The following is a 19561-nucleotide window of genomic DNA, read 5'->3' on the forward strand; positions in this document are numbered from 1 at the left end:
TCTTCCCGCCCCCGTGCCGGCGTCCACCGCCCGGCCCGCTCGCATCCTCATCGCCGACGACCAGGCGGACGTGCTGGAGGCGCTCCGGCTGCTGCTCAAGCGCGACGGGTACTCCGTCGTCACCTCCCAGTCGCCCCAGGGCGCGCTGGCCACGCTGGAGTCGGAGGACGTGGACCTGGTCCTGATGGACCTGAACTACGCGCGCGACACCACGTCCGGGCGGGAGGGCATGGACCTGCTCGGCCGCATCCGCGCGCAGGACGCGTCGCTGCCGGTGGTGGTGATGACGGCCTGGGGCAGCGTGGAGGGCGCGGTGGAGGCCATGCGCGGCGGAGCGCGCGACTACGTGCAGAAGCCGTGGGACAACACGCGCCTGCTGGCCACGCTGCGCACGCAGCTGGAGCTGGGCAGGGCCCTGAAGCGCAGCCGGCGGCTGGAGGAGGAGAACCAGCACCTGCGGCGCGGGCAGGGCGGGCAGCCCGCCATGGTGTCCGAGTCGCGCGCCATGCAGCCCATCCGCCGCCTCATCGAGCGCGTGGCCCCGTCCGGCGCCAACGTGTTGGTGACGGGCGAGCACGGCACGGGCAAGGAAGTGGTGGCGCGGCTGCTCCATGCCTCCTCGACGCGGGTGGACCGGCCCTTCGTGGCGGTGAACTCGGGTGGCCTGTCGGAAGGCGTCTTCGAGAGCGAGCTGTTCGGCCACGTGAAGGGCGCCTTCACGGACGCGAAGGCGGACCGCATCGGCTGCTTCGAATTGGCGGATGGCGGCACGCTCTTCCTGGACGAGATTGGCAACATGCCGCTGTCGCAGCAGGCCAAGCTGCTGCGCGTCTTGCAGACGGGCGAGCTGCACCCGGTGGGCTCGTCGAAGACGCGCCGGGTGGACGTGCGGGTGGTGAGCGCCACCAACGTGGACCTGTCCAAGGCGGTGGCGGAGGGCCGCTTCCGCGAAGATTTGCTGTACCGCCTCAACACGGTGGAGCTGCAACTGCCGGCGCTGCGCGAGCGGCGCGAGGACATTCCCCTGCTGGCGGCTCACTTCCTGGCGGAGCACGGCCGGCGCTACGGACGGCCCACGATGCGGCTGTCGCCTGGAGCGCTGGAGGCGCTGCTGTCCTATGCGTGGCCGGGCAACGTGCGCGAGCTGGAGCACGCGGTGGAGCGCGCGCTGCTGATGGCGGCGGGGGACGAGGTGACGGCGGATGACCTGCTGCTCAAGCGCGCCACGCGAGAGGGCCAGTCGCGGCTGGAGGAGATGACGCTGGAGGAAGTGGAGCGCTACCTGATTGAGCGGGCGCTGGCGCGGCACGAGGGCAACGTGAGCGAGGCGGCCAAGGGGCTGGGCCTGTCTCGCAGCGCGCTGTACCGGCGGCTCCAGCACTACGGCATCAAGGGAGCTCGGTGAGTCGGTGAAGAAGAAGCGCGGGCCCCCGCAGCATGACCTGCAGGTGCTCGGCCTGGCGTGGCTCGCGGGCCTGCCGGGCTCGGCGGCGTCGCTGCTGCTGGTGTGGACGGGGGATTTCTCGGCCAAGGTGCAGTGGACGCTGACCACGCTGGTGGTGGGCATGTTCCTGGGCGTGGGGCTGCTGGTGCGCGAGCGGGTGATGCGGCCGCTGCACGCGGTGGCCAACCTGCTGGCCGGCCTGCGCGAGGGTGACTACTCCGTGCGCGGACGCGGTGCGCGAGCGGGCGACGCGCTGGGCGAGGTGTTGCTGGAGGTGAACGCGCTGGGAGACACGCTGCGCGAGCAGCGGCTGGGAGCGCTGGAGGCGGGCGCGCTCCTGGAGCAGGTGATGGAGGAAATCGACGTCGGCGTGCTGGCCTTCGACGGCGAGGGCACGCTGAAGTTGGTGAACCGCGCGGGCGAGAGGCTGCTGGGGCAGTCGCGCTCGCAGTTGGTGGGGAAGGTCGCGGGAGCGCTGGAGCTGACCGACCTGCTGGAGGGCCCGGTGCCCCGGCGGCTGACGCGCACCTTCGCGGAGGAGGGCGGCCCGTACGAGCTGCGGCGTGGCTCGTTCCGCCAGGGCGGGCTGCCGCACCACCTGGTGGTGTTGGCGGACCTGCGGCTGGCGCTGCGCGAGCAGGAGCGCGAGGCGTGGCGACGGCTGGTGCGCGTGCTGAGCCACGAAATCAACAACTCGCTGGCGCCCATTGGCTCCATCGCCGAGGCGCTGCGGGACACGCTGGTGCAGCAGCCGCGTCCGTCGGACTGGGAGGACGACGCGAAGAGCGGCCTGGGCATCATCGCCCGGCGCTCGGAGTCGCTGGCGCGCTTCATGTCGGCGTACGCGCGGCTGGCGAGGCTGCCGCCTCCCGCGTTGGCGGACGTGGAGGTGGACGGCTGGGTGCGGCGGGTGGCGGCGCTGGAGAAGCGCCGCCCGGTGGGCGTGCGCGCGGGGCCGACGCTGGTGGTGCGTGGGGACGTGGACCAGTTGGAGCAGCTCCTCATCAACCTGGTGCGCAACGCGGTGGACGCGGTGCTGTCGGCGGAGGGTGGGGGCGACGTCTGGGTGTCCTGGGCGGTGCTGTCGCCGGGCGTGGTGGAGGTGTGGGTGGAGGACGAGGGCCCGGGGCTGGCGGACACGGGCAACCTCTTCGTGCCCTTCTTCACGACGAAGCCGCAGGGCAGCGGCATCGGCCTGGCGCTGAGCCGGCAGATTGCCGAGGCGCACGGTGGGGCCTTGCGGCTGGAGAACCGGCCGGAAGGGCGAGGCTGCCGCGCGCGGCTGAAGCTGCCGCTGGACACGCCGGGGCTGGTGGCCAGTCAGGGCTGAGCGCCCCCATTCGACGGATGCACGACCATGACCCGAATCGTTGCGGAGAAGCTCACCTGTTCCGTGTGTGGCGCCAAGAGTGAGCAGCGCGTGCTCTGCAGCCTGAGCGAAGGCGGCTCACCGGACCTGGACGGGCGCCCCTCGGATATCGGGCACGCCGCGCTCGACTCCTGGATTCAGGAGTGCCCTGCCTGCGGCCACTGCGCTCCTGACCTCTCCCGGGGGTATCCCTCCTCGCCCGCCGTGGTGCGGAGTGCCGGATACCAGTCGCGTCTCCACTCGGAGGGCAGCCCGGCGTTCGTGAACAGGTTCCTGTGTGCCGCCATGCTGGACCAGACCGCCGGCAAGGGGGCCGCGGAGGCCAACTCGCGGCTGCTTGCCGCCTGGGCCGCGGAGGAGGTCGGGAACGAGGCCTTGGCCCGGGAGTGTCGCTCGGCGTGTGCGGACCTCCTGCTGGGTCGCCGCGAGCTGCTGCGGCGCTGGATGGCCGACACCGCGGATGGGAAGGGAGCCCACTGGGTCTTCCTGGCCGACGTGCTGCGGCGGGCCGGACGCTTCGACGAGGCGCTGCGCGAAGTGGATGGCGCCCTGGGAGCCGGCCCCTCCACCATCATGACGCAGGTGCTCCTCTTCCAGCGGACGGCCATCTCCTCGGGCGATGCCGGCCGCCATTCCATCAATGAAGCGGTGGGGAACGCCCGGCTGCGCCTGATGCCGTATGAGCTGAAGGACCCGCTCCTGGAGTACCTGCTGAGGCACTACCGGGACCTGCTGTCGGAGTCGGAGCAGAAGGCCGCGACGGTGGGGCGCATCCAGACCGCCGACGGTGAGAAGTGGGCCACGGACGACCGCGAGTCGCTGTCGCTGCTGGCTCGAGGCCGGGAGGCGCTCGCCGCGAACCTGGAGGCGCGGCTGCTCGCGGAGCATCCGGGGAAGGTCGTCATCAACCGCTGCCCGAAATGCGGGGGTGTCGCACGGACGCCCCAGGCGAAGCAGTGCCGCTTCTGCCAGCACACCTGGCGCGAGGTGAAGTGAGCAGGGGTTGGCCCGGGGCGGGCGGGAGTCGAGCCGTGCTCCCTCGCCTGCTCGGCCGCGGCCTCGGAGGGGCCGGCAATTTGGTGGCTGGCGGGCCCCGTCCCTAGGATGGCGGGACGTGGGGCGTCATGGCCGGGAACTTCCGGGGCCGGGTCCGTTCCCCTGGGGTGAACGTCATGAATGCAGGACGGATGGCCGTACTCGTCGTGGTGTGGGGACTGATGGGGACGGCGGTGGCGGCGGAGCCCTCGGACGACACGGACGACGCGCTGGAGAAGCTGTCGACGGGCCTGCTCCAGGCGCGGATGGCCTCGGAGCAGAAGCGGCTGGAAGCGGCGGAATCCGAGCTCACCGCCCTCCGCCATGAACTCCAGAAGGCGCGGGCGCGGCAGACGGACGTCCGGGCGCGGAAGTTCGACGCCGCGACGGTGGCGCCCCTGCTCGCCCGGTTCCAGAAGGACTTCGCCGCGGTGACCGAGGTGACCAGCCGGGGCGGGCTCCCGGTGAAGGACGTGTACGCACGCCTCGAACGCTCCGCGACCGAGCTGTACAACGCCCAGGCCTTCGCGCTGGACTCTTACTTTCCCCAGACGATGACCCAGGGCCAGCGCACCCCGCTGTCCGACGAGCTCTATGGGGATGCGAAGGTGGCTTCGCTACCCAGCTGGAACGAGCTGCAGGTGCTGCAGTTTCCCCAGCTCGGCCGCGACAGTGGGATGACGCCGGACGTGTTCATCGAGCAGATGAAGGAGTCCCTCTCCTCCGCCACCGAGCGCGCGAAGACCCTGTCCATGGGAGAGCTGGAGCGGCTGTTCGCCCAGGACCAGGAGGCGGTGGCGAAGGTGTGGCAGGGCGTCATCGACCGCACGCAGGCCACCATCGACCTGCACGGCAAGCAGGTGAAGGACTCCCAGTCCGCCATCGACAAGCTGAGCGTGGCGCTGGACGCGCGCGAGGTGCAGAAGTTCGAGACGGACGGGCGGCTGACCTGGGCCATCATCATCATGGTGGTCGTCCTGCTGCTGCTCTACCTGGCCACGCTGCTGTTCAAGCCCGAGGTGCAGCAGACCATCTTCCAGCAGCGCATCCTGGTGGAGATGATTGGCATGGCCTTCCTGCTGCTGACCATCATCATCCTCGGCACGGGAGAGAAGATTGACCGCGCGGTGCTCGGCACGCTGCTGGGCACGGTGGGCGGCTACATCTTCGGCCAGCAGCAGGCGCGGCGCGGCGCGGACCCCCAGCCGGCCGCGCAGCCCGTGGCCTCGGGACCGCCGCAGCCCACGGCGGAGCAGCCGGCCACGCAGCCCGTGGCGTCGGCGCCGGCTCAGCCCGTGGCACAGCAGCCGGCGCCGGTGAGTGCACAGCCCCCGGTGGTGGCGCCCGTGCAGCCCGCGCCGGTGAGCGCGGCACCGGCCCAGGCCGCCGCGCTGTTGCAACAGGCCGTGCAGCAGGGCGACACGCTCGCGGCCTCTCCCGGAACCACCGTGCCGATCGCCACGGATGACAGGGTCCCGACGTCCGCCACGCCTCCTGCCAGCAAGTAGGCCCACGCAACCGGACGGGCCCGGGAGCACTTCGTCCCGGGCTCCGGCGTGCACGACGAGCCCAGGCGTATTTCCTCCCAGACTCCAGAAACGCCAAGGGCCGCCACGGACCTGGGGAGGTCCGGAGCGGCCCGGGGGTCAGCTCATCCGTGGTGCGAGGCTCAGGCCGTCTGGACGCCCAGGTCGGGCGGCGCGTCGTAGGCGGGGGTGAGGTCCACCATGTTGACGGTGAGCAGGTGGTAGACGATGCAGTTGCTCAGCCAGAAGAAGAGGGCGCTGTAGTGGACGTAGACGAGCGGTGAGCCGGGCCACACCTGGAGCGGATGCCCGAAGACGTTGGCGGCGACGTACCCGCCGAACCACTCACCCGCCCAGCACAGGACGGTGCCGATGGCCATGCGCGTCCAGACCTTCATGCGGCGCGGGTAGAACCAGCAGAAGTGGAGGCTCCACAGCAGCGTCACGCAGCCGGCCCAGAGGATGAGGCTGCCGAAGGAGAACCAGTGGTAGGGCGACTCGGGGAAGATCCACCCCCAGTCTCCGTTCACCTGACGCCAGGCGATGTTCTGGGCCAGCTCCATGAACCAGAACAGCGGCGCGATGTAGAGCACCTGCGTCATCAGGACGCGCAGGTAGGTCGAGACCCTCTTCCAGAACTGCCCGGCCGGCCCGGCGAGCGAGATCATGCGTTCCCCTCAACCGCGGCGGGGGTGTGGACGAACGCCGCGCAGAATCAGGAACGGAGTGGGTCTCATTCCTTGGTAATTCCCCGGCGCCAATGACTTACGAAAGTGCGCCAGGATGTCAGGCCGGCCTGCACGGGAATTCAGGTTCCACGCGGCGCGCGAGCAGGAAACCCGAGGAGTCCCGGAGGGTTGTCCCGTCTCGACGCGGAGGGCTCACGGGCCCTGGCCACGCATGACGCCATTCTCATGAACGAAGGTGCCGTTTCCGTGAGCGTGGCCGCCGCAAGGCTCGAGCCAGATGACGCTTGCGGAACCAGGGCCGCATGCTAGTCAGATGCCTCCAGGTAAATCATGTTTTCCATGTAAGGACGGGCCTGCCTCCGGGCGTGCCCGCTCGCGGCAATTACAATCAGGAGGCCGGTCCAGATGAGCGTACCTGCGTCGAAGTCGCTGGGAGTCCTGGGTGCTGTCGTCTTCTCGGTGGTCTGCACCGGGGCCGCGCGGGCGCAGACGGAGGGCGCGCGCTCGAATGAGCGCGTCACCCTGCGGGTCCCCATCTATCCGTACATCCCGGATGCGGCCGGTGACCAGTTCGCGTCCATGCTCACGCGCATCGAGACCGAGTTCGAGCACCAGCACCCCGACGTCGACCTCGTGCTGAATCCCTCGTGCTTCCAGGATGACTTCTACGAGCCGTCGATGCTCGCCCGGTCCCTGAAGGGCGAGGGCGAGTGCAGCTACGACGTCGTCGAGACGGATACGGTGATTCTCGGCGAGCTCGTCGCCACCGGAGCGGTGCGGCCGTGGTCCCGGCTCCCGGCGCAGGCCGTCTGGCACCCTGCTGGCGTCGCCGCCTCGGTGCACGAGGGACGCCTCTACGGCATCCCTCACTGGCTCTGTGGCCACTTCATCATCTCGCGCGACGAGGACGTGAGCCGGGCCAGGACGGTGAGCGACCTGCTGCACGCGCTGGAGGCCCGACAGACGCCGGAGCCAGACCTCGCCGCGGACCTGCTCGGGAGCTGGAACCTGCCCGCCCTGTACCTGGATGCCTGGGCCGACACGAACGGGGCGTGGCGCATCGAGTCCGCCGTCACCACGGCCCGCTATGACGCGAACGTGCTCGACGGCCTGCGCCGCTTCACGCAGGCCTGCGAGTCCAACGGGGCCAACCCCTGCGTGGATGGGACCTACAACGACGACTTCGACCTCCCGGCGAAGCGCTTCGCGCAGGGTCAGGCGGACGCCACCATGGGCTACTCGGAGCGCCTGCACGTCATCCTGAAGAACCTGCCCGCCGGCCAGCGCGCGTCCGAGCTGAAGCTGTCCTCCGCTCCGCTCGGCAATGGCGACCGCCCCATCCTCTTCACGGACTCGTACTTCCTGTCGGTCCGCTGCACCGGCGCGTGCGAGCAGGCGGCGCGAAGGTTCGTGGAGTACATGAGCCGGCCGAGCACCTTCGAGTGGATTCTGATGAGCGAGGACGCTCCGGCCGGGGCTCGAGTGCCGCGCTACCTCGTGCCCGCCACGCTGGATGCCTACGCGATGCCGAAGGTCCGCCAGGACCCCTTCTATCCCGTCATCGGCCTGGAGGTGCTGCAGGGCATGCCCTTCCCCAACGAAGGGCTGCTGGACATCCGCGGGCAGATGCGTGACGACATCCAGGAGGCCATCACCCGCTGAGCAGACGGAGCGTGCCCCGGGGCTACCGTCCCCGGGGCCTCGGCTGTCTCCCCACCCCGCCGAGCACGGTGCCGCGGTTGCCGGACTCGAAGAGGGCCACGTACACCTGGGGGCTCGCGGCGTTGACGCCCCGGGCGCGCTCCACCCACACTGGTAGCGCAATCGGCTTGCCAGTCAGTGCTGACTATTCACTGAATATCTGACCCTGAACGCCGGGCCCCGGCCCCGGCTGCGGGGCCCGTCGCGGAAGGTGCGGAGAGGGCCCTGCCGCCCCGCGTCGGAGCCCCGCCCCGAGCGTCTGGCGTGTGCCCGTTGGCCCCGGGCCGGAAGCACTCCAGAATCCGGCGCATGCAACCCCTTCCCAGCCAGTACCGCCGCTCCGGGTGGGTGCCCTCGGGCGTCCTCCGCGCGGTGCCCCTCGTCCTCACCTTCCTCTGCGGCGTGGCGCCGAGCGCCCGCGCCGAGGTCGCCATCCAGCGCACCTTCCTGCGCCTGCCCTCGTCCAACGGCCATGGCGCGGTCATGTTGGACTTGGAGCAGAAGAAGGTGTCGCACTTCCGCGAGCACCTCTTCGCCACCGAGGAGCCCATCATCGACACGGTGGGCGCCGACGTCTTCGAGCGGGGCCAGCCGAAGGTGGTGCACTCGCGCGACTTGCTCTTCGACGCCTTCTTCGGCCTGCGCTCGGGCGGCTCGCAGCGCTGGCTGAGCACGCAGGCGGCGGACCTGGAGGCCAGCGGCTACGCGGCCTGGGCTGCGGGGAAGACGGGCGGTACGGGCCTGGCGACGCTGGTGCAGAAGGTGGGCGCGCTGGAGGTGACGACGTACGTCTTCGCGCCGCAGGCGCTGCCGCACGCCTCCTTCGTCATGGCGCTGCGCGTGCGCAACACGGGCACGGCGGCCGTCACGGGGGTGAGCGCCTTCTCGCTGCACAACTTCCACCTGGGCTTCGGCAGGCCGGGCGTCATGGCGGAGACGGACGAGAATGGCGAGACGGTGGAATTGACGGGAGACGTCTTCTCGGAGAAGGGCTTCGCGGGCGTGCTGGCGGCGAGGCCGCTGGGCGCGGTGGCGCGCAAGGCGGCGTGGCTGTCCACGGCCACGGGCTCGCAGAATGGCTTCAACGTGGTGAACGGCGGCGGTGGGCAGGACCTGCAGGAGTTCACCGCGCAGCCCTCGGCGGGCAATGGCTGGGCGACGGCGTACCAGTTCAACCTGGGCGACATCGCGGCGGGCGCGGAGAAGTGGGCGGGCGTGGTCTTCGCGCACCATGCCAATCCGGAGGCCGGCGCCACGGCGCGGCAGTGGCTGACGGACTACGCGGGCGCGAGTGACGCGAAGACGCTGGTGGACGCGGAGGTCGCGCGCTGGGCCACCTTCCAGCGGGACACGGTGAAGCTGCCGGCGGGCGTGGCGGAGGACGAGGAGTCGCTGGTGCGCCACTCGGCGGTGGTGCTGCACATGGCGCAGGTGCGGGAGAGCGAGGCCTACCTGCGCGAGTCGCTGACGCGGGACGGAGAGACGCGCCGCACGCGCTTCAAGGCGCCCAACAGCAACACGCCGGTGACGCTGCCGGGCACGGTGCGGCACGCGGGCAAGGGCGCGGTGCTGGCCAGCCTTCCGCCGGGGCAGTGGACGTACGCGTGGATTCGGGACGGCGCGTATGCGGCGGCGGCCATGGCCACGCTGGGGATGAACAGCGACGCGAAGGATGCGCTGGCGTACTACCTCAACGCGGACAGCGGCCGGTTCCGCGACTGGCGCGAGCTGCAGTCGTACAGCATGCCGCCGTACATCATCACGTTGACGCGCTACCACGGCTTCGGAGTGGAGGAGACGGACTTCAACGAGTCGGGCCCCAACCTGGAGTTCGACGGCTTCGGCCTGTTCCTCTGGTCGCTGCGGCACTACGAGCGCACCACGGGGGACACGACGCTGGTGGACCAGCACTGGGACACGGTGTCGACGAAGGTGGCGGACGCGCTGGTGGCGCTCATCGACCCGGCGACGGGGCTCATCCGCGCGGACTCGTCCATCTGGGAGACGCACTGGAACGGGCGGCAGCGCTCCTGGGCGTACACCAGCCTCACGGCGGCGCGCGGCCTGTGTGACGCGGCGGTGCTGGCGGAGCGCCAGGGTGACGCGGACCGCGCGCTGCGCTACCGCAACGCGGGCGAGTCCATTCGCCGGGCCATGGCGGAGAAGCTGACGGACGCCAACTACGCGCTGGCCTCGAACCTGGAGGAGCTGAAGGTGGGCCGTGGCTACTGGGACGCGGCGGTGTTCGACGCGTTCGCCTTCGGCCTGTTCGACCCGGCGGGGAAGATTTCGAAGGCCACGCTGCGCGCGCTCGACTTGCGGCTGTCCTCGCCGGCGGGAGCGGGCTGGCAGCGCAATGACGACAGGTATGACCACTCGGGTGGCGCGGACGTGAGCCCGTGGGGCAGCGAGTACGACAGCGCCGAGTGGGTCATCGTCAGCCTGCGGGGCGCGGTGGCATCGCGGCTGGCTGGGGATTCGGCGCGGGCGGACCGGGTGCTCAACTGGGTGAAGGACCAGTCGCTGAAGAACTACCTGGCGGTGGCGGAGACGTACGACGAGAACAACGGCACGTACAAGTTCAACTCCCCCATGGTGGGCTTCGGCGCGGGAGCGTACGCGCTGGCACTGGCGCAGCGGGCGGACGCGACGGAGGACCCGGCGTGTGGCGCGTACTTCGACGAGAGCACGCTGACGAAGGAGCCGGACGCGGGCACGCTGGATGCGGGCACGCAGGAGCCGGACGCCGGCACGCAGCAGCCGGACGCGGGCACGTCGACCGACGGTGATGGAGACGTGGGCGGCGGTGGCTGCAACACGACGGGGCCGGGCGCGATGGCCATGTGGCTGCTCGTGGCCTTCTCGGGGCTCGTCCTGGCGCTGCGCCGCCGCGGCACCTGAGCTTCCTCAGCGTCCTGGGGCCCGCGTGGGCGACACCGCGCGGGCCGCCAGCATCCCCTCTCTACATGGGGAGGCTGCAGGGGAGTCCCCTGTAGGTGATGGCGGAGACGGCGCCAGTGGCATCCACCGCGTAGGCCTCCACCCTGAGGGACCAGAAGTACTCCTCCCCGCGGTTGCCGGTGCGCGGGCAGTAGAAGTACTCGGTGCTGGAGCCCGTGTACCAACCGCTGATGATGGTGGAGCCGTCCCAGGCGCGCTGCTCGGTGCTCTGCCAGTAGTAGGTGAAGGGCGGAGTGCCGGCGCTGACGGTGTTCGTGAAGTAGGTGTCTCCCGTAATGGGGTTACGGCTGGGCAACGACAGGGAGGACGTCAGCGACTGCTCCATGGAGGCGTACTCGGGAGCGGAGCCCTCTTCCAGCTCCGGAGCACCACACGCGAGCAGCGACGCACCGAACACGAACAGGAGCGCCTTGCGGGACTGACGGGACACGGCCTTCACCATGGTGGGTTCTCCTGGAGGAAGCGGCGGAGCACGGCGCCGTGGCGGCAGCTCGGGCGGCCAAGCCGGTAATGTCTCACACCTGCTGCCCGGGGTTCGACGCCCCACCAGGTGAGGACGCCTCGAAGGACGTCACACCCGGCCCGTCTCATTCGAGCGTGCGGAGACAGGCGTCGCGCTTCCGTCGAATCGCTGCCCGATACACCCGGGGGCTTGAAGGTCGCTACACGCGCTCCCGTCGTTCAGCCGATGGCGTCGCGCGTCCACTCTTCGCGGCCGTAGCGCTCGGCGACGAGCGCCTCTGCTCGGGCACGAACATGAGGCGCGAGCGGGGCAGGGGACAGCGTCACGCCGAGGCGCTCCGTGAAGCCCTGCACGAGCGCCTCGCCGGCCTCGGCATGGCTCACCTCTCGTCCGGCAGCCTCCGTCAGGTCCATCATGGCCCCGCGCAGTCGCTCCGGCGTCAGTCCGAACAGGCGGGCATGCAGCGCGTAGTCCGTCGCGAGTGGCAGGGCGCCGTGCTGCAGGAAGGCACCGCGTTGCCGCCGCTGCGCGCTGCCCACGAGCTTCCGTCCGGCCACCTTCAATTCCTTGAGGGCGGGCGTGAGGAAGCACGCGCCATTCGCCGGGCTGCGCTCGGGGCGCGAGGGCTCCAACTCGGCATGGACTCCGAAGCGGCGGGTCAGCCCTGCGGCGATGGCCTCCGACAGCAGCGTGTAGTTCTGCTCGATGCTGTCGGTGAAGGGCGGGGCGACACGGGCCACGAAGCTGTACGTCAGCTCACCGTGGTGCAGCACGCCCGAGCCACCTGTCACCCGGCGGACCAATTCGAGCCCCTGCTCCTGAGCCGCGTTGGCGTCGACACTGGCGTAAGCCTGCGTGCGCCCGAGGCTAAGGCACCCGGGGCGGAAGACATAGAGGCGCAGGGTGGGGACGAAGTCCTCCCGCGCGGTGGCGTCATCGAGCAGTGCCTCATCGAGCGCCATCTGCCAGGCCCCAGAGGACTCCTCGATGGGCTCGATGACGTTCCACGCGATGGGGGCTGAGGACGATGAGGACGCAGGCATGGCGCCATCCTCTCCAGTTGGTCCTGGAACGCAATGGCCCGATGCGCCCCTCCCGGTAGCACAGGAAAGCCGGAATCGAGGGGGGCTCCCGGGCGTCGAGTGCACCCTCGTGGCTCGCCCCGGAGCCGAGACGCTGGAAGGAACGTCCGTTCCACAAGGCGGCGCGCCCCGGCGAGGAGAGGCCGGAAGGAACGTTCGTTCCACGAAGCAGCCCGTCCTGATGCGGAGGGGGCCGGAAGGAACGTTCGTTCCACGAAGCAGCCCGTCCTGATGCGGAGGGGCCCGGAAGGAACGTTCGTTCCACGAGGCAGCCTGTCCTGACGGTGGGAGGCCGGAAGGAACGTTCGTTCCACGAGGCAGCTCGCCCTGACGGTGGGAGGCCGGAAGGAACGTTCGTTCCACGAAGCGGCGCGTCCTGACGCGGGGACGCCGGAAGGAACGTTCGTTCCACGAGGCACCCTTCCCGGCCCCGGCCGGAGGGCGCGCCTGTCAGAGCGCTGCGGCAAACTTCGCGGCAATGGGAGCGGCGACCCGGCCACCCACGCCGCCGCCCTCGACGAGCACCGCGAAGCCAACTCCGTTGCGGAAGCCGATGAACCACGCATGCGTGGGCAGTGGAGTACCGGTGCCGAACTCGGCCGTGCCTGTCTTGCCGGCAAGCTCCGGAACACTCGCGGCGGCCCTTCCCGTTCCCTCCGTGACGACGGCGCGCATCAGCACGTGCAGGGCCCCCCGGGTGCCGTCCGCGAGCGAGGCGCTCGGGCCATCGTCCAGGTCCGTCACGAGATACGGCGCCCGCCACCGGCCCGACTCCGCCGCGGCGGCCACGGAGGCCAGGTGCAACGGCGTGGCCAGCATCCGTCCCTGGCCGATGGCGGCGGCGGCCAGCTCGACGGCGTCCCGAGGCACGGGGAACGCGCCACCGGGCGAAGGCAGCCCGGCGTGGTACTCCACGTTGAAGCCAAAGCGACGGGCCGCCTCCCCGAGCGCCTCATCTCCGAGACTCGCCGACAGCAACACGAAGGCCGTGTTGCACGAGTGCACGAAGACACCCCGCAGCGTGGTGTTCCCCAGCGCCTCGCCCTCGAAGTTACGGAAGGACTTCCCCTTCACCGCAGCCGTGGGAGGGCACTGTGCCGGAGCATCCACGCCCATGCCGCGAGCGAGCAGCGCCTCCGTGGTGACGACCTTGAAGGTGGAGCCGGGCGGATAGCGGCCGGTGAGCGCGCGGTGCAGCGGCTGGGAGAGCGGCCGGCTCGCGACGGCCAGCACCGCTCCCGTCTCGCTGTCCACCGCGACGAGCGCCGCCGGCTGCGCCACGCCTTCGAGCGCGGCCTCCGCGGCCATCTGCAAGTCGGGCCGCAGCGTGGTGGTCACCGGTGTGCCCGGCTTCCCCTCGAAGCGGAACAGGACGAGCGCCTCGCCCGAAGCGCGCGTGAGGACCACCTCGCCCGAGGGCGTCCCCGCGAGCTGCGGCTCGAAGGCCCGCTCCAGTCCGGACAGGCCCACGATGTCTCCCGGCTGGTAGAGCGAACCCAGTTGCGAGAGCAGCTCCGCCGTCACCTCACCCACCCGGCCGAGCGTGTGCGACGCAAAGCCCTCCGAGGGAGAGAGCCGCGCCGTCTTCTTGCGGAAGAAGATGCCCGGCACGGGCGCCAGCGCGGGGCGCACGAGCTGGTAGCGCTCGGGCCGCACGTCGATGATGGGCACGAAGCGCTCCGCCGTCCCGCCCAGCGCCTTCTCCACCCGTTGCGGGTCCACGTCGAGCTCCACCTGCAGCGCCGCGATGACGTCGGCGCGATTGCGCACGCGTGAAGGGTCCACGCCGATGGTGATGACCTCTCCGACGTGGGTGAGCGGCTCGCCGTAGGCGTCCTGCAACCCGGCCCGCTCCAGCCACGTCCGGGTGCGCGAGAAGCGGTCGCCCTCGCGCGCCTCCGGGTGGAGCACGGCGGGAGCCCAGCGCACCAGCCAGCGTCCCTCGCGCCGCACGAAGGGCAGTGTGCCCTCAATCTCCCACTCACCCAGCCCGCGCAGCACATGGACGGCGCGGAACGTGGCCGTCGCGCTCTCTCCCTCGCCCTCGCGCTCGACGCGGCCAAGCTCGAAGCGGGAGGAGACGATGCGCAGCCCGTCCCGGAAGCGCTGGTGCTGCTCCTCGAACCCCGCCGGAGGCCCGTCCACCGCGCGTCGCAGGGCGGCCACGTCTCCACCGGCCCACGCCTGCAGGTACGCCTCGGCCTCGTCCACCGGTCCATCCGCGGGCCGTCCTCGCACGGAAGCACAGGCCGTCAGGAACACGGCCACCGCAACGCTGACTCCAACCCTCCACCCTTGCCATGACATGCGGCGCACTCTGCTGCGCGCGAGCCATGACGTCCACGCACGAAGGGCGCGGAGCACTTGCACGGACCGCGACGGCCCTGGCGCCCGCGGCGCAGCGACACTCCGGTGGGTGGCGGGCACCGGAGCCCCGTGTCAACACGGGGTCCGGTGCCGGCTTCACACGGACGTACGGGTGGGCTCTCTCGTTAGTTCGGAGACCAGCAGGCGAAGTTCTCCTGCACCACGTTCGACACGTAGCCGTTGGTGTCGACGACGCGGAAGCGGATGTACTTGGTGAAGTACGTCCCGTAGGTGAAGAAGCCGAACTTGCAGTACTCGGAGCGAGTGGTGGTGCCGTTGTACCAATAGGGACTCGTGGAGCCGCCGCCGAAGTCGTCCACCACCTGCCACTGGTAGGTGTACGGCGTCACTCCGCCGCTGCCGCCGCCAGAGCAGGAGATGTTCGTCCCGAATTTGTCGCACGACATCGTCGCGGCCGGAGGAGGCACCTGGGCCTGGGTGACGGCGGGCGTCTCCTGCTCCAGCGGTTCCTCACCATCAACGGGCTCGCCGCAGGCACCGAGCATGGCGACCGCGGACATGAGCACTGCCCCAAGCTGAAGGCGCTTCACGACACTCTGAATGGACATGCGGGACTTCCTCCGGGTGAGGGTGGGACGGTGACAGGCTCTCACCCGCTCTCTCGGGAAGACAAGCAGGTCCGTAATTCCCCTGATGGCGGCTCAGTGCGCGGCGTCATCACAGCAGCGCCGAGTGAGCGTCCCGCGCCCGTGTATGCCCACAAGGCCGCTACTCGAACAGTGACACTTCTCCGAGCTTCCACAGCCTGCCGGCGAACTGCATGTCCTCCGTCCTCACGCTCAGCCGCACGTGGCGCACCGAGGCCTCGCCGGTGAGTGGGGCGTCGAGGAACACGGGGGGAGTGAAGAGCTCCATCGGTCCGTCGAAGGGGCTGTCCGCGTCGGTGTCCACCAGCGAGTACTGGTAGATCTGCCGGCCCCGGTCCTCCGGGTCGAAGTTCACGAAGGTGAGGCTCTCGAGCGGCGTCCAGGTGGCTCCGTCCAGGCTGCCCTCCAGCACCACCTTCACGCGGGGCACGTAGTTGAGGGTCGTCTCCAGCCCACGCACCACCACCCTCCGGGGACGCACGGGGGCATCCAGCGTGAAGGTCAGCGCCTCCACGCCGAAGCCCTCGGGGTTGCCCGGCCCGGGCTGCGTGCTCCCCGGCCGGGTCTCCACGGCGGCGGCCTTCCCGTCAGTGAAGGGGCACGGGCCCGGCGCCGGCAGGGGGCTGCACGTGGCGCCACGGCTGAGGGGCCGGAGTCCTCCGGCGGGCAGGGCGAGGCGCGGGCTGCGCCACTCCAGGCGGAACGTCAGCTGGCTGAACTGGGCACCCAGCGGCTCGAAGTACCACTGGCCCACGCTGGCGGCGCGCACCTGGGCCTCCACCCCGGAGAAGTCCTCCAGCACGTAGGGGCTCGGCACCCACGGCGAGGCGGCGTGGAGCTGCTGCCACACCACCCCGTCCGCGGCATGGAGCTGCACCACCGGCGCGGGCGTGCTGGGCGGCACCTGCTCCGTGCTCATGCCCTCGTTGTCGTACGACTCGGGCAGCGACGCCGACGGAGGCAGCGTCGGCGCGGGCGGCGCGGGGGCGAAGGTCAGCCGCGGCCCTTCGGGCCCGTCACCCACACTGAAGCCCGAGGCCCACTGCTGGAGCGGTGGCAGCTCCACGTCATCCTCCAAGAAGAAGGCTACGAAGACCCCGTGGCCGTCCTCCGCGAGCGGTGGGGCCACGCGGAAGCGGTGCTGCAGGTAGCCGTAGTAGCCCTCCGAGAAGTAGCGCTCCGTGTAGAGGTCTCCGGCGAGGGCCTCCAGCGTGAAGTAGCCCGACGCCTCGCTGGTGCCCGCGGAGTACGGCGCGTAGTCCCAGGTCCGTCCCTCCACTTCCTCGGGAATCCCGGACAGGTCGCTGCGCGTGTCCAGCGCGCGCTCCATCTTCAGCGGGCTACCCGCCGCGGGCGCGCCGTCAGCGTGCAGCACCCGGCCGTAGATGAAGACGGGGTCCTCCGGCATCCGCTCACAGCCGGTGACGAGGAGCGCGAGCAGGGACAGCTTCGTCAACGAGGAGCGCATGTCAGTAGGTCCCCTTGAGGCCGAACATGGGAAGCACGACGGGCAGGCGCAGGGGGGAGCGCACCGGGCCGGCGACGTCATGGTAGTAGTCGTAGCCGAACACCTCCTGCTGGACGGAGATGTTGAGCACGTCCAGGTACGCGTCGAGCGTGAAGTCCTCCATGGCCCAGGACTTCGCGGCGCGGAAGTCCACGCGGAAGAAGTTGCCCAGCCGCTCGACGCGGTCCTGGTCCTGGCGCACCCATTCCTGGCTGCCATCCGCGCGTGGCACCAGGCGGTGCGTCTGGGTGGAGACCTGTCCGGACTCGGGCCGGCCGGTGTTGAAGTGCACCACCGTGCCGAACGTCCAGGTGTCGAACTTGTAGCTGAGCGCGGCGTTGAAGACGTGAGCCTGCTCGAAGGCGAAGGGCAGGGTGCCCTCCACGGACTCCACCACCCGGTTGTCGTCGCCGTACCTGTCGATGCGCACGCGGCGCCGGCTCTGGAGGAAGCTGTACGACGCCCAGCCGAACCAGTCGCGGCCCAGTGGGTGGCGCGCCATCAGCTCGAAGCCGTACGCGTAGCCGCTGGCGGCCGGGTCCTGTCCGGCCAGTCCGCCGCGGCGCCGGTTCTCCGCCACGTCCAGCACGTCGAACTCCACCGTGCGCGACAGCGGGTTGTAGAAGGCGTCGCCGCTCAGCTCCAGGCCCTCGAAGGCCTTCCACTCGGCGCCTACGTCGAACTGGGCGCCCGACTGCAGGCCGTAGCGCAGGCCGGCGGTGTCCACGGCGGGCAGGTGCAGCAGCACGGTGGGCGGCTGGTGGAAGAGGCCCGCGCCGCCCTTGAGGGTGAGCGTGTCCGTGAGCCGGTGGCGCACGGTGAGGCGCGGCTCCACGGCGGTGTGGGTGAGGCCGGGCACCAGGTGGTAGGCGTCCACGCGCAGGCCGGGCTGGAAGAGCCAGCGCTCCGCCGGGCTCCACGTCGCCGTGGCGTACGCGCCGGAGAAGGTGGCCAGCGACGAGGGACTCTTCAGCGGGTCCTGCGCCACGTCCGGCCGGTAGCCCGGGGCAATCGCCTGGCCGGTGATGACGGTGGCGGCGCGCCGGTGCTCCACGTCGCCGCCCAGGGCGACCTCCAGCGTCTCGGACAGGCGCCGCTTCCAGCCCGCCCGCAGCGCGAAGCTCGTCTGCTCCAGCCCGTACTGGCCCGCCTCTTCCACCGCTAGCGCGCCGCCGGGCCGTGCCACCGTCGTCTCGCCCGTGAGGCCCACCTGGTCCCAGCCCACCGTGAAGCCCACCTCCGCCTCACCGCCCGCCAGCGGGTGCGTGCCGCGCAGGTCCACGCGGTGGAAGCGGGACACCACGCCTCCGCCCGTGTCGCCCGGGTACTGCAAGGAGGGGCTCACGCCCACGTCGTCCGAGCTGCCCAGCGCGAACAGCCGCAGCCGTCCCTCGCCCACCTTCTGCTCCACGCGCGCCTGGTAGTCCCAGAAGTTGGCGCGCACGTTCTCCGCGCCCGGCTCGTTGAGGAGGTTGGCCCCCAGCGAAATCAGCAGCGCGGAGTAGCTGACGCGGCCGGCGACGCTGACGGAGGTGCCCGTCTCCTCGAAGGGGTACTCGATGAAGCCGCCGCTGTTGAGCAGGTCCGCGTAGGCGGTGAAGTGCAGCCTGTCTTCCCGGGGCCGCGACAGCCGTCCCTCCACCGCGCCGCCCAGCACGCGGCCGAACTGCACCGGCGGCGTGCCCGGGTAGAAGTCCACGGTGTCGATGAAGTCCGGGTGGATGACCGCGGGCCCCAGCAGCAGGTGGTACAGCATGGGGATGCGCACGCCGTCGAGGAAGAAGCCCGTCGCCGCCGGCTGGCTGCCGCGCACCACCGGGTAGCTGATGCCGGAGGCGATGCTGCCCACGCCCGGCATCAACATGATGACGCGGAACGGGTCTCCCAGCGTGCCGGGCACCTCGCGCAGCTCCTGCTCGTGCAGGCTGATGCGCGTGACTTCCGTGCGGGGCCGCTCGTCGCGCACCACCGTCTCATACGGGCTCACCCGGCCGGGCTGGAGCCGGTAGACGACCTGCACGGACTGGCCCTCCGTCACCGTCTCTTCAAAGGTCGCCGGCTGATGGCCGGGCGCGCGCACCTCCACACGGTGGGGGCCGGGCGCGACTTCCAGCGTGAAGCGCCCCCGCGTGTCCACGGTGCCCGAGGGCTCGGCGCTCCCGTCCAGGAAGAGGGTGGCGTCGGCCAGGGGGCGGCGCGTGCCCCGGGCGCGCACCTCGCCCTGGAGGCGCGCGGTGGTGGCGGGCCGCTGCACGGGCGGCTCGAAGCGGTAGACGAACGGCAGGCGCACCGCCACGGGCGTGCCGCCCAGGGTGGCCGGGGTGAAGCGCAGGCCGGGCGCGGCCTTCAGCGCGGCCTCGGTGAGGCGCGGCTCGGTGGGGGCCCGCACCACCTTCACCTCGGCCACCGCGCCCTGCGCGTCCACGAGCAATTCCAGCGTCACCTCGCCGGGCGTGCCCTCCAGTCCTTCCGGCCACGCGGCGGGGGACTCCGTCACCAGGGCGGGGGGCACCAGCTTCGCCTCGGCGCCCTGGGAGTCGAGGCCCAGGCGGGCCGCGTCCTCGGCGGACACGGCCGTGCCTCCGTCGGTGGCCTGGACGTCCACCTCCACCGCGCGGTGCTCGCTGGAAGGCGAGGGCACGCCCTGGGCCCACGAGAGGCCCGGCACCACCGCCAGGAGCAGCAGGAGAAGGCAGAAGCGTTGCTGTCGCATCACACGCACCGACACCGAGGCTCGCGAAGCAGTCACTCCGGCCGGTGCGGTTCGCGGGCGCCGCTATATCAGCCTGGGGAATCGCTCAACAGACCC

General features: G+C 70.9%; 14 protein-coding genes. 6 read left to right on the plus strand and 8 right to left on the minus strand.

The features are described 5' to 3' along the window. Window positions 1-13 precede the first annotated feature (13 nt). The 4 genes from G4D85_RS14960 to G4D85_RS48850 all read left to right on the plus strand — a co-directional run bounded on the left by G4D85_RS14960 (window position 14) and on the right by G4D85_RS48850 (window position 5356). Window positions 14-1405: a sigma-54-dependent transcriptional regulator gene (locus G4D85_RS14960; RefSeq protein WP_240359278.1), complete on the plus strand. Its 1392-nt coding sequence runs from the start codon at window positions 14-16 to the stop codon at window positions 1403-1405. A 4-nt stretch (window positions 1406-1409) separates the two neighbouring features. Continuing rightward, window positions 1410-2774: a sensor histidine kinase gene (locus tag G4D85_RS14965; protein ID WP_164012377.1), complete on the plus strand. Its 1365-nt coding sequence runs from the start codon at window positions 1410-1412 to the stop codon at window positions 2772-2774. 27 nt (window positions 2775-2801) lie between these two features. Continuing rightward, window positions 2802-3809: a hypothetical protein gene (locus tag G4D85_RS14970; protein ID WP_164012379.1), complete on the plus strand. Its 1008-nt coding sequence runs from the start codon at window positions 2802-2804 to the stop codon at window positions 3807-3809. 191 nt (window positions 3810-4000) lie between these two features. Beyond that, the gene (locus G4D85_RS48850; RefSeq protein ID WP_205525555.1) at window positions 4001-5356 is read left to right on the plus strand and encodes a hypothetical protein; all 1356 of its coding nucleotides are present in this window, start codon (window positions 4001-4003) and stop codon (window positions 5354-5356) included. Between the two features lie 161 nt (window positions 5357-5517). Here G4D85_RS48850 and G4D85_RS14980 read toward each other — a convergent pair whose 3' ends face one another. Beyond that, a complete protein-coding gene (locus G4D85_RS14980; RefSeq protein ID WP_164012381.1) occupies window positions 5518-6042 on the minus strand; it encodes a hypothetical protein in 525 nt (174 codons plus the stop codon). A 426-nt stretch (window positions 6043-6468) separates the two neighbouring features. On the opposite strand from G4D85_RS14980, the gene G4D85_RS14985 reads away from it, so the two are divergent. Continuing rightward, a complete protein-coding gene (locus G4D85_RS14985; protein ID WP_205525556.1) occupies window positions 6469-7725 on the plus strand; it encodes a type 2 periplasmic-binding domain-containing protein in 1257 nt (418 codons plus the stop codon). A gap of 22 nt (window positions 7726-7747) precedes the next feature. On the opposite strand, the gene G4D85_RS50295 is transcribed toward G4D85_RS14985, so the two are convergent. Continuing rightward, the gene (locus G4D85_RS50295) at window positions 7748-7870 is read right to left on the minus strand and encodes a hypothetical protein (RefSeq protein ID WP_275900289.1); all 123 of its coding nucleotides are present in this window, start codon (window positions 7868-7870) and stop codon (window positions 7748-7750) included. A gap of 203 nt (window positions 7871-8073) precedes the next feature. On the opposite strand from G4D85_RS50295, the gene G4D85_RS14990 reads away from it, so the two are divergent. Next, window positions 8074-10665: a glycoside hydrolase family 15 protein gene (locus G4D85_RS14990; RefSeq protein WP_164012383.1), complete on the plus strand. Its 2592-nt coding sequence runs from the start codon at window positions 8074-8076 to the stop codon at window positions 10663-10665. A gap of 61 nt (window positions 10666-10726) precedes the next feature. On the opposite strand, the gene G4D85_RS14995 is transcribed toward G4D85_RS14990, so the two are convergent. From G4D85_RS14995 to G4D85_RS15020, 6 genes are all read right to left on the minus strand, one after another. Beyond that, on the minus strand, window positions 10727-11167 hold the full coding sequence (locus tag G4D85_RS14995; RefSeq protein WP_164012385.1) for a hypothetical protein: 441 nt from the start codon (window positions 11165-11167) through the stop codon (window positions 10727-10729). A 239-nt stretch (window positions 11168-11406) separates the two neighbouring features. Continuing rightward, on the minus strand, window positions 11407-12231 hold the full coding sequence (locus G4D85_RS15000; RefSeq protein ID WP_164012386.1) for a lipoate--protein ligase family protein: 825 nt from the start codon (window positions 12229-12231) through the stop codon (window positions 11407-11409). A 489-nt stretch (window positions 12232-12720) separates the two neighbouring features. Beyond that, entirely contained in the window at window positions 12721-14577 is a 1857-nt protein-coding gene (locus tag G4D85_RS15005; protein ID WP_164012388.1) for a penicillin-binding transpeptidase domain-containing protein, read from the minus strand. A gap of 185 nt (window positions 14578-14762) precedes the next feature. Beyond that, window positions 14763-15206: a hypothetical protein gene (locus G4D85_RS15010; protein ID WP_164012390.1), complete on the minus strand. Its 444-nt coding sequence runs from the start codon at window positions 15204-15206 to the stop codon at window positions 14763-14765. A gap of 160 nt (window positions 15207-15366) precedes the next feature. Then, on the minus strand, window positions 15367-16713 hold the full coding sequence (locus G4D85_RS15015) for a hypothetical protein (RefSeq protein ID WP_164012391.1): 1347 nt from the start codon (window positions 16711-16713) through the stop codon (window positions 15367-15369). A gap of 1 nt (window position 16714) precedes the next feature. Beyond that, window positions 16715-19465, minus strand: a complete 2751-nt coding sequence (locus tag G4D85_RS15020; protein ID WP_164012393.1) for a TonB-dependent receptor domain-containing protein — start codon at window positions 19463-19465, stop codon at window positions 16715-16717. Window positions 19466-19561 lie beyond the last annotated feature (96 nt).

It is taken from the genome of Pyxidicoccus trucidator (assembly GCF_010894435.1).
In the GTDB taxonomy this organism is placed as follows: Bacteria; Myxococcota; Myxococcia; order Myxococcales; family Myxococcaceae; genus Myxococcus; species Myxococcus trucidator.

Coding starts and splice junctions, on each gene's coding strand:
- G4D85_RS14970 (WP_164012379.1), top strand. CDS start 2,802: ATGACCCGAATCGTTGCGGAGAAGCTCACCTGTTCCGTGTGTGGCGCC.
- G4D85_RS48850 (WP_205525555.1), top strand. CDS start 4,001: ATGGCCGTACTCGTCGTGGTGTGGGGACTGATGGGGACGGCGGTGGCG.
- G4D85_RS14980 (WP_164012381.1), bottom strand. CDS start 6,042: ATGATCTCGCTCGCCGGGCCGGCCGGGCAGTTCTGGAAGAGGGTCTCG.
- G4D85_RS14985 (WP_205525556.1), top strand. CDS start 6,469: ATGAGCGTACCTGCGTCGAAGTCGCTGGGAGTCCTGGGTGCTGTCGTC.
- G4D85_RS14990 (WP_164012383.1), top strand. CDS start 8,074: ATGCAACCCCTTCCCAGCCAGTACCGCCGCTCCGGGTGGGTGCCCTCG.
- G4D85_RS14995 (WP_164012385.1), bottom strand. CDS start 11,167: ATGGTGAAGGCCGTGTCCCGTCAGTCCCGCAAGGCGCTCCTGTTCGTG.
- G4D85_RS15000 (WP_164012386.1), bottom strand. CDS start 12,231: ATGCCTGCGTCCTCATCGTCCTCAGCCCCCATCGCGTGGAACGTCATC.
- G4D85_RS15005 (WP_164012388.1), bottom strand. CDS start 14,577: ATGTCATGGCAAGGGTGGAGGGTTGGAGTCAGCGTTGCGGTGGCCGTG.
- G4D85_RS15010 (WP_164012390.1), bottom strand. CDS start 15,206: ATGTCCATTCAGAGTGTCGTGAAGCGCCTTCAGCTTGGGGCAGTGCTC.
- G4D85_RS15015 (WP_164012391.1), bottom strand. CDS start 16,713: ATGCGCTCCTCGTTGACGAAGCTGTCCCTGCTCGCGCTCCTCGTCACC.
- G4D85_RS15020 (WP_164012393.1), bottom strand. CDS start 19,465: ATGCGACAGCAACGCTTCTGCCTTCTCCTGCTGCTCCTGGCGGTGGTG.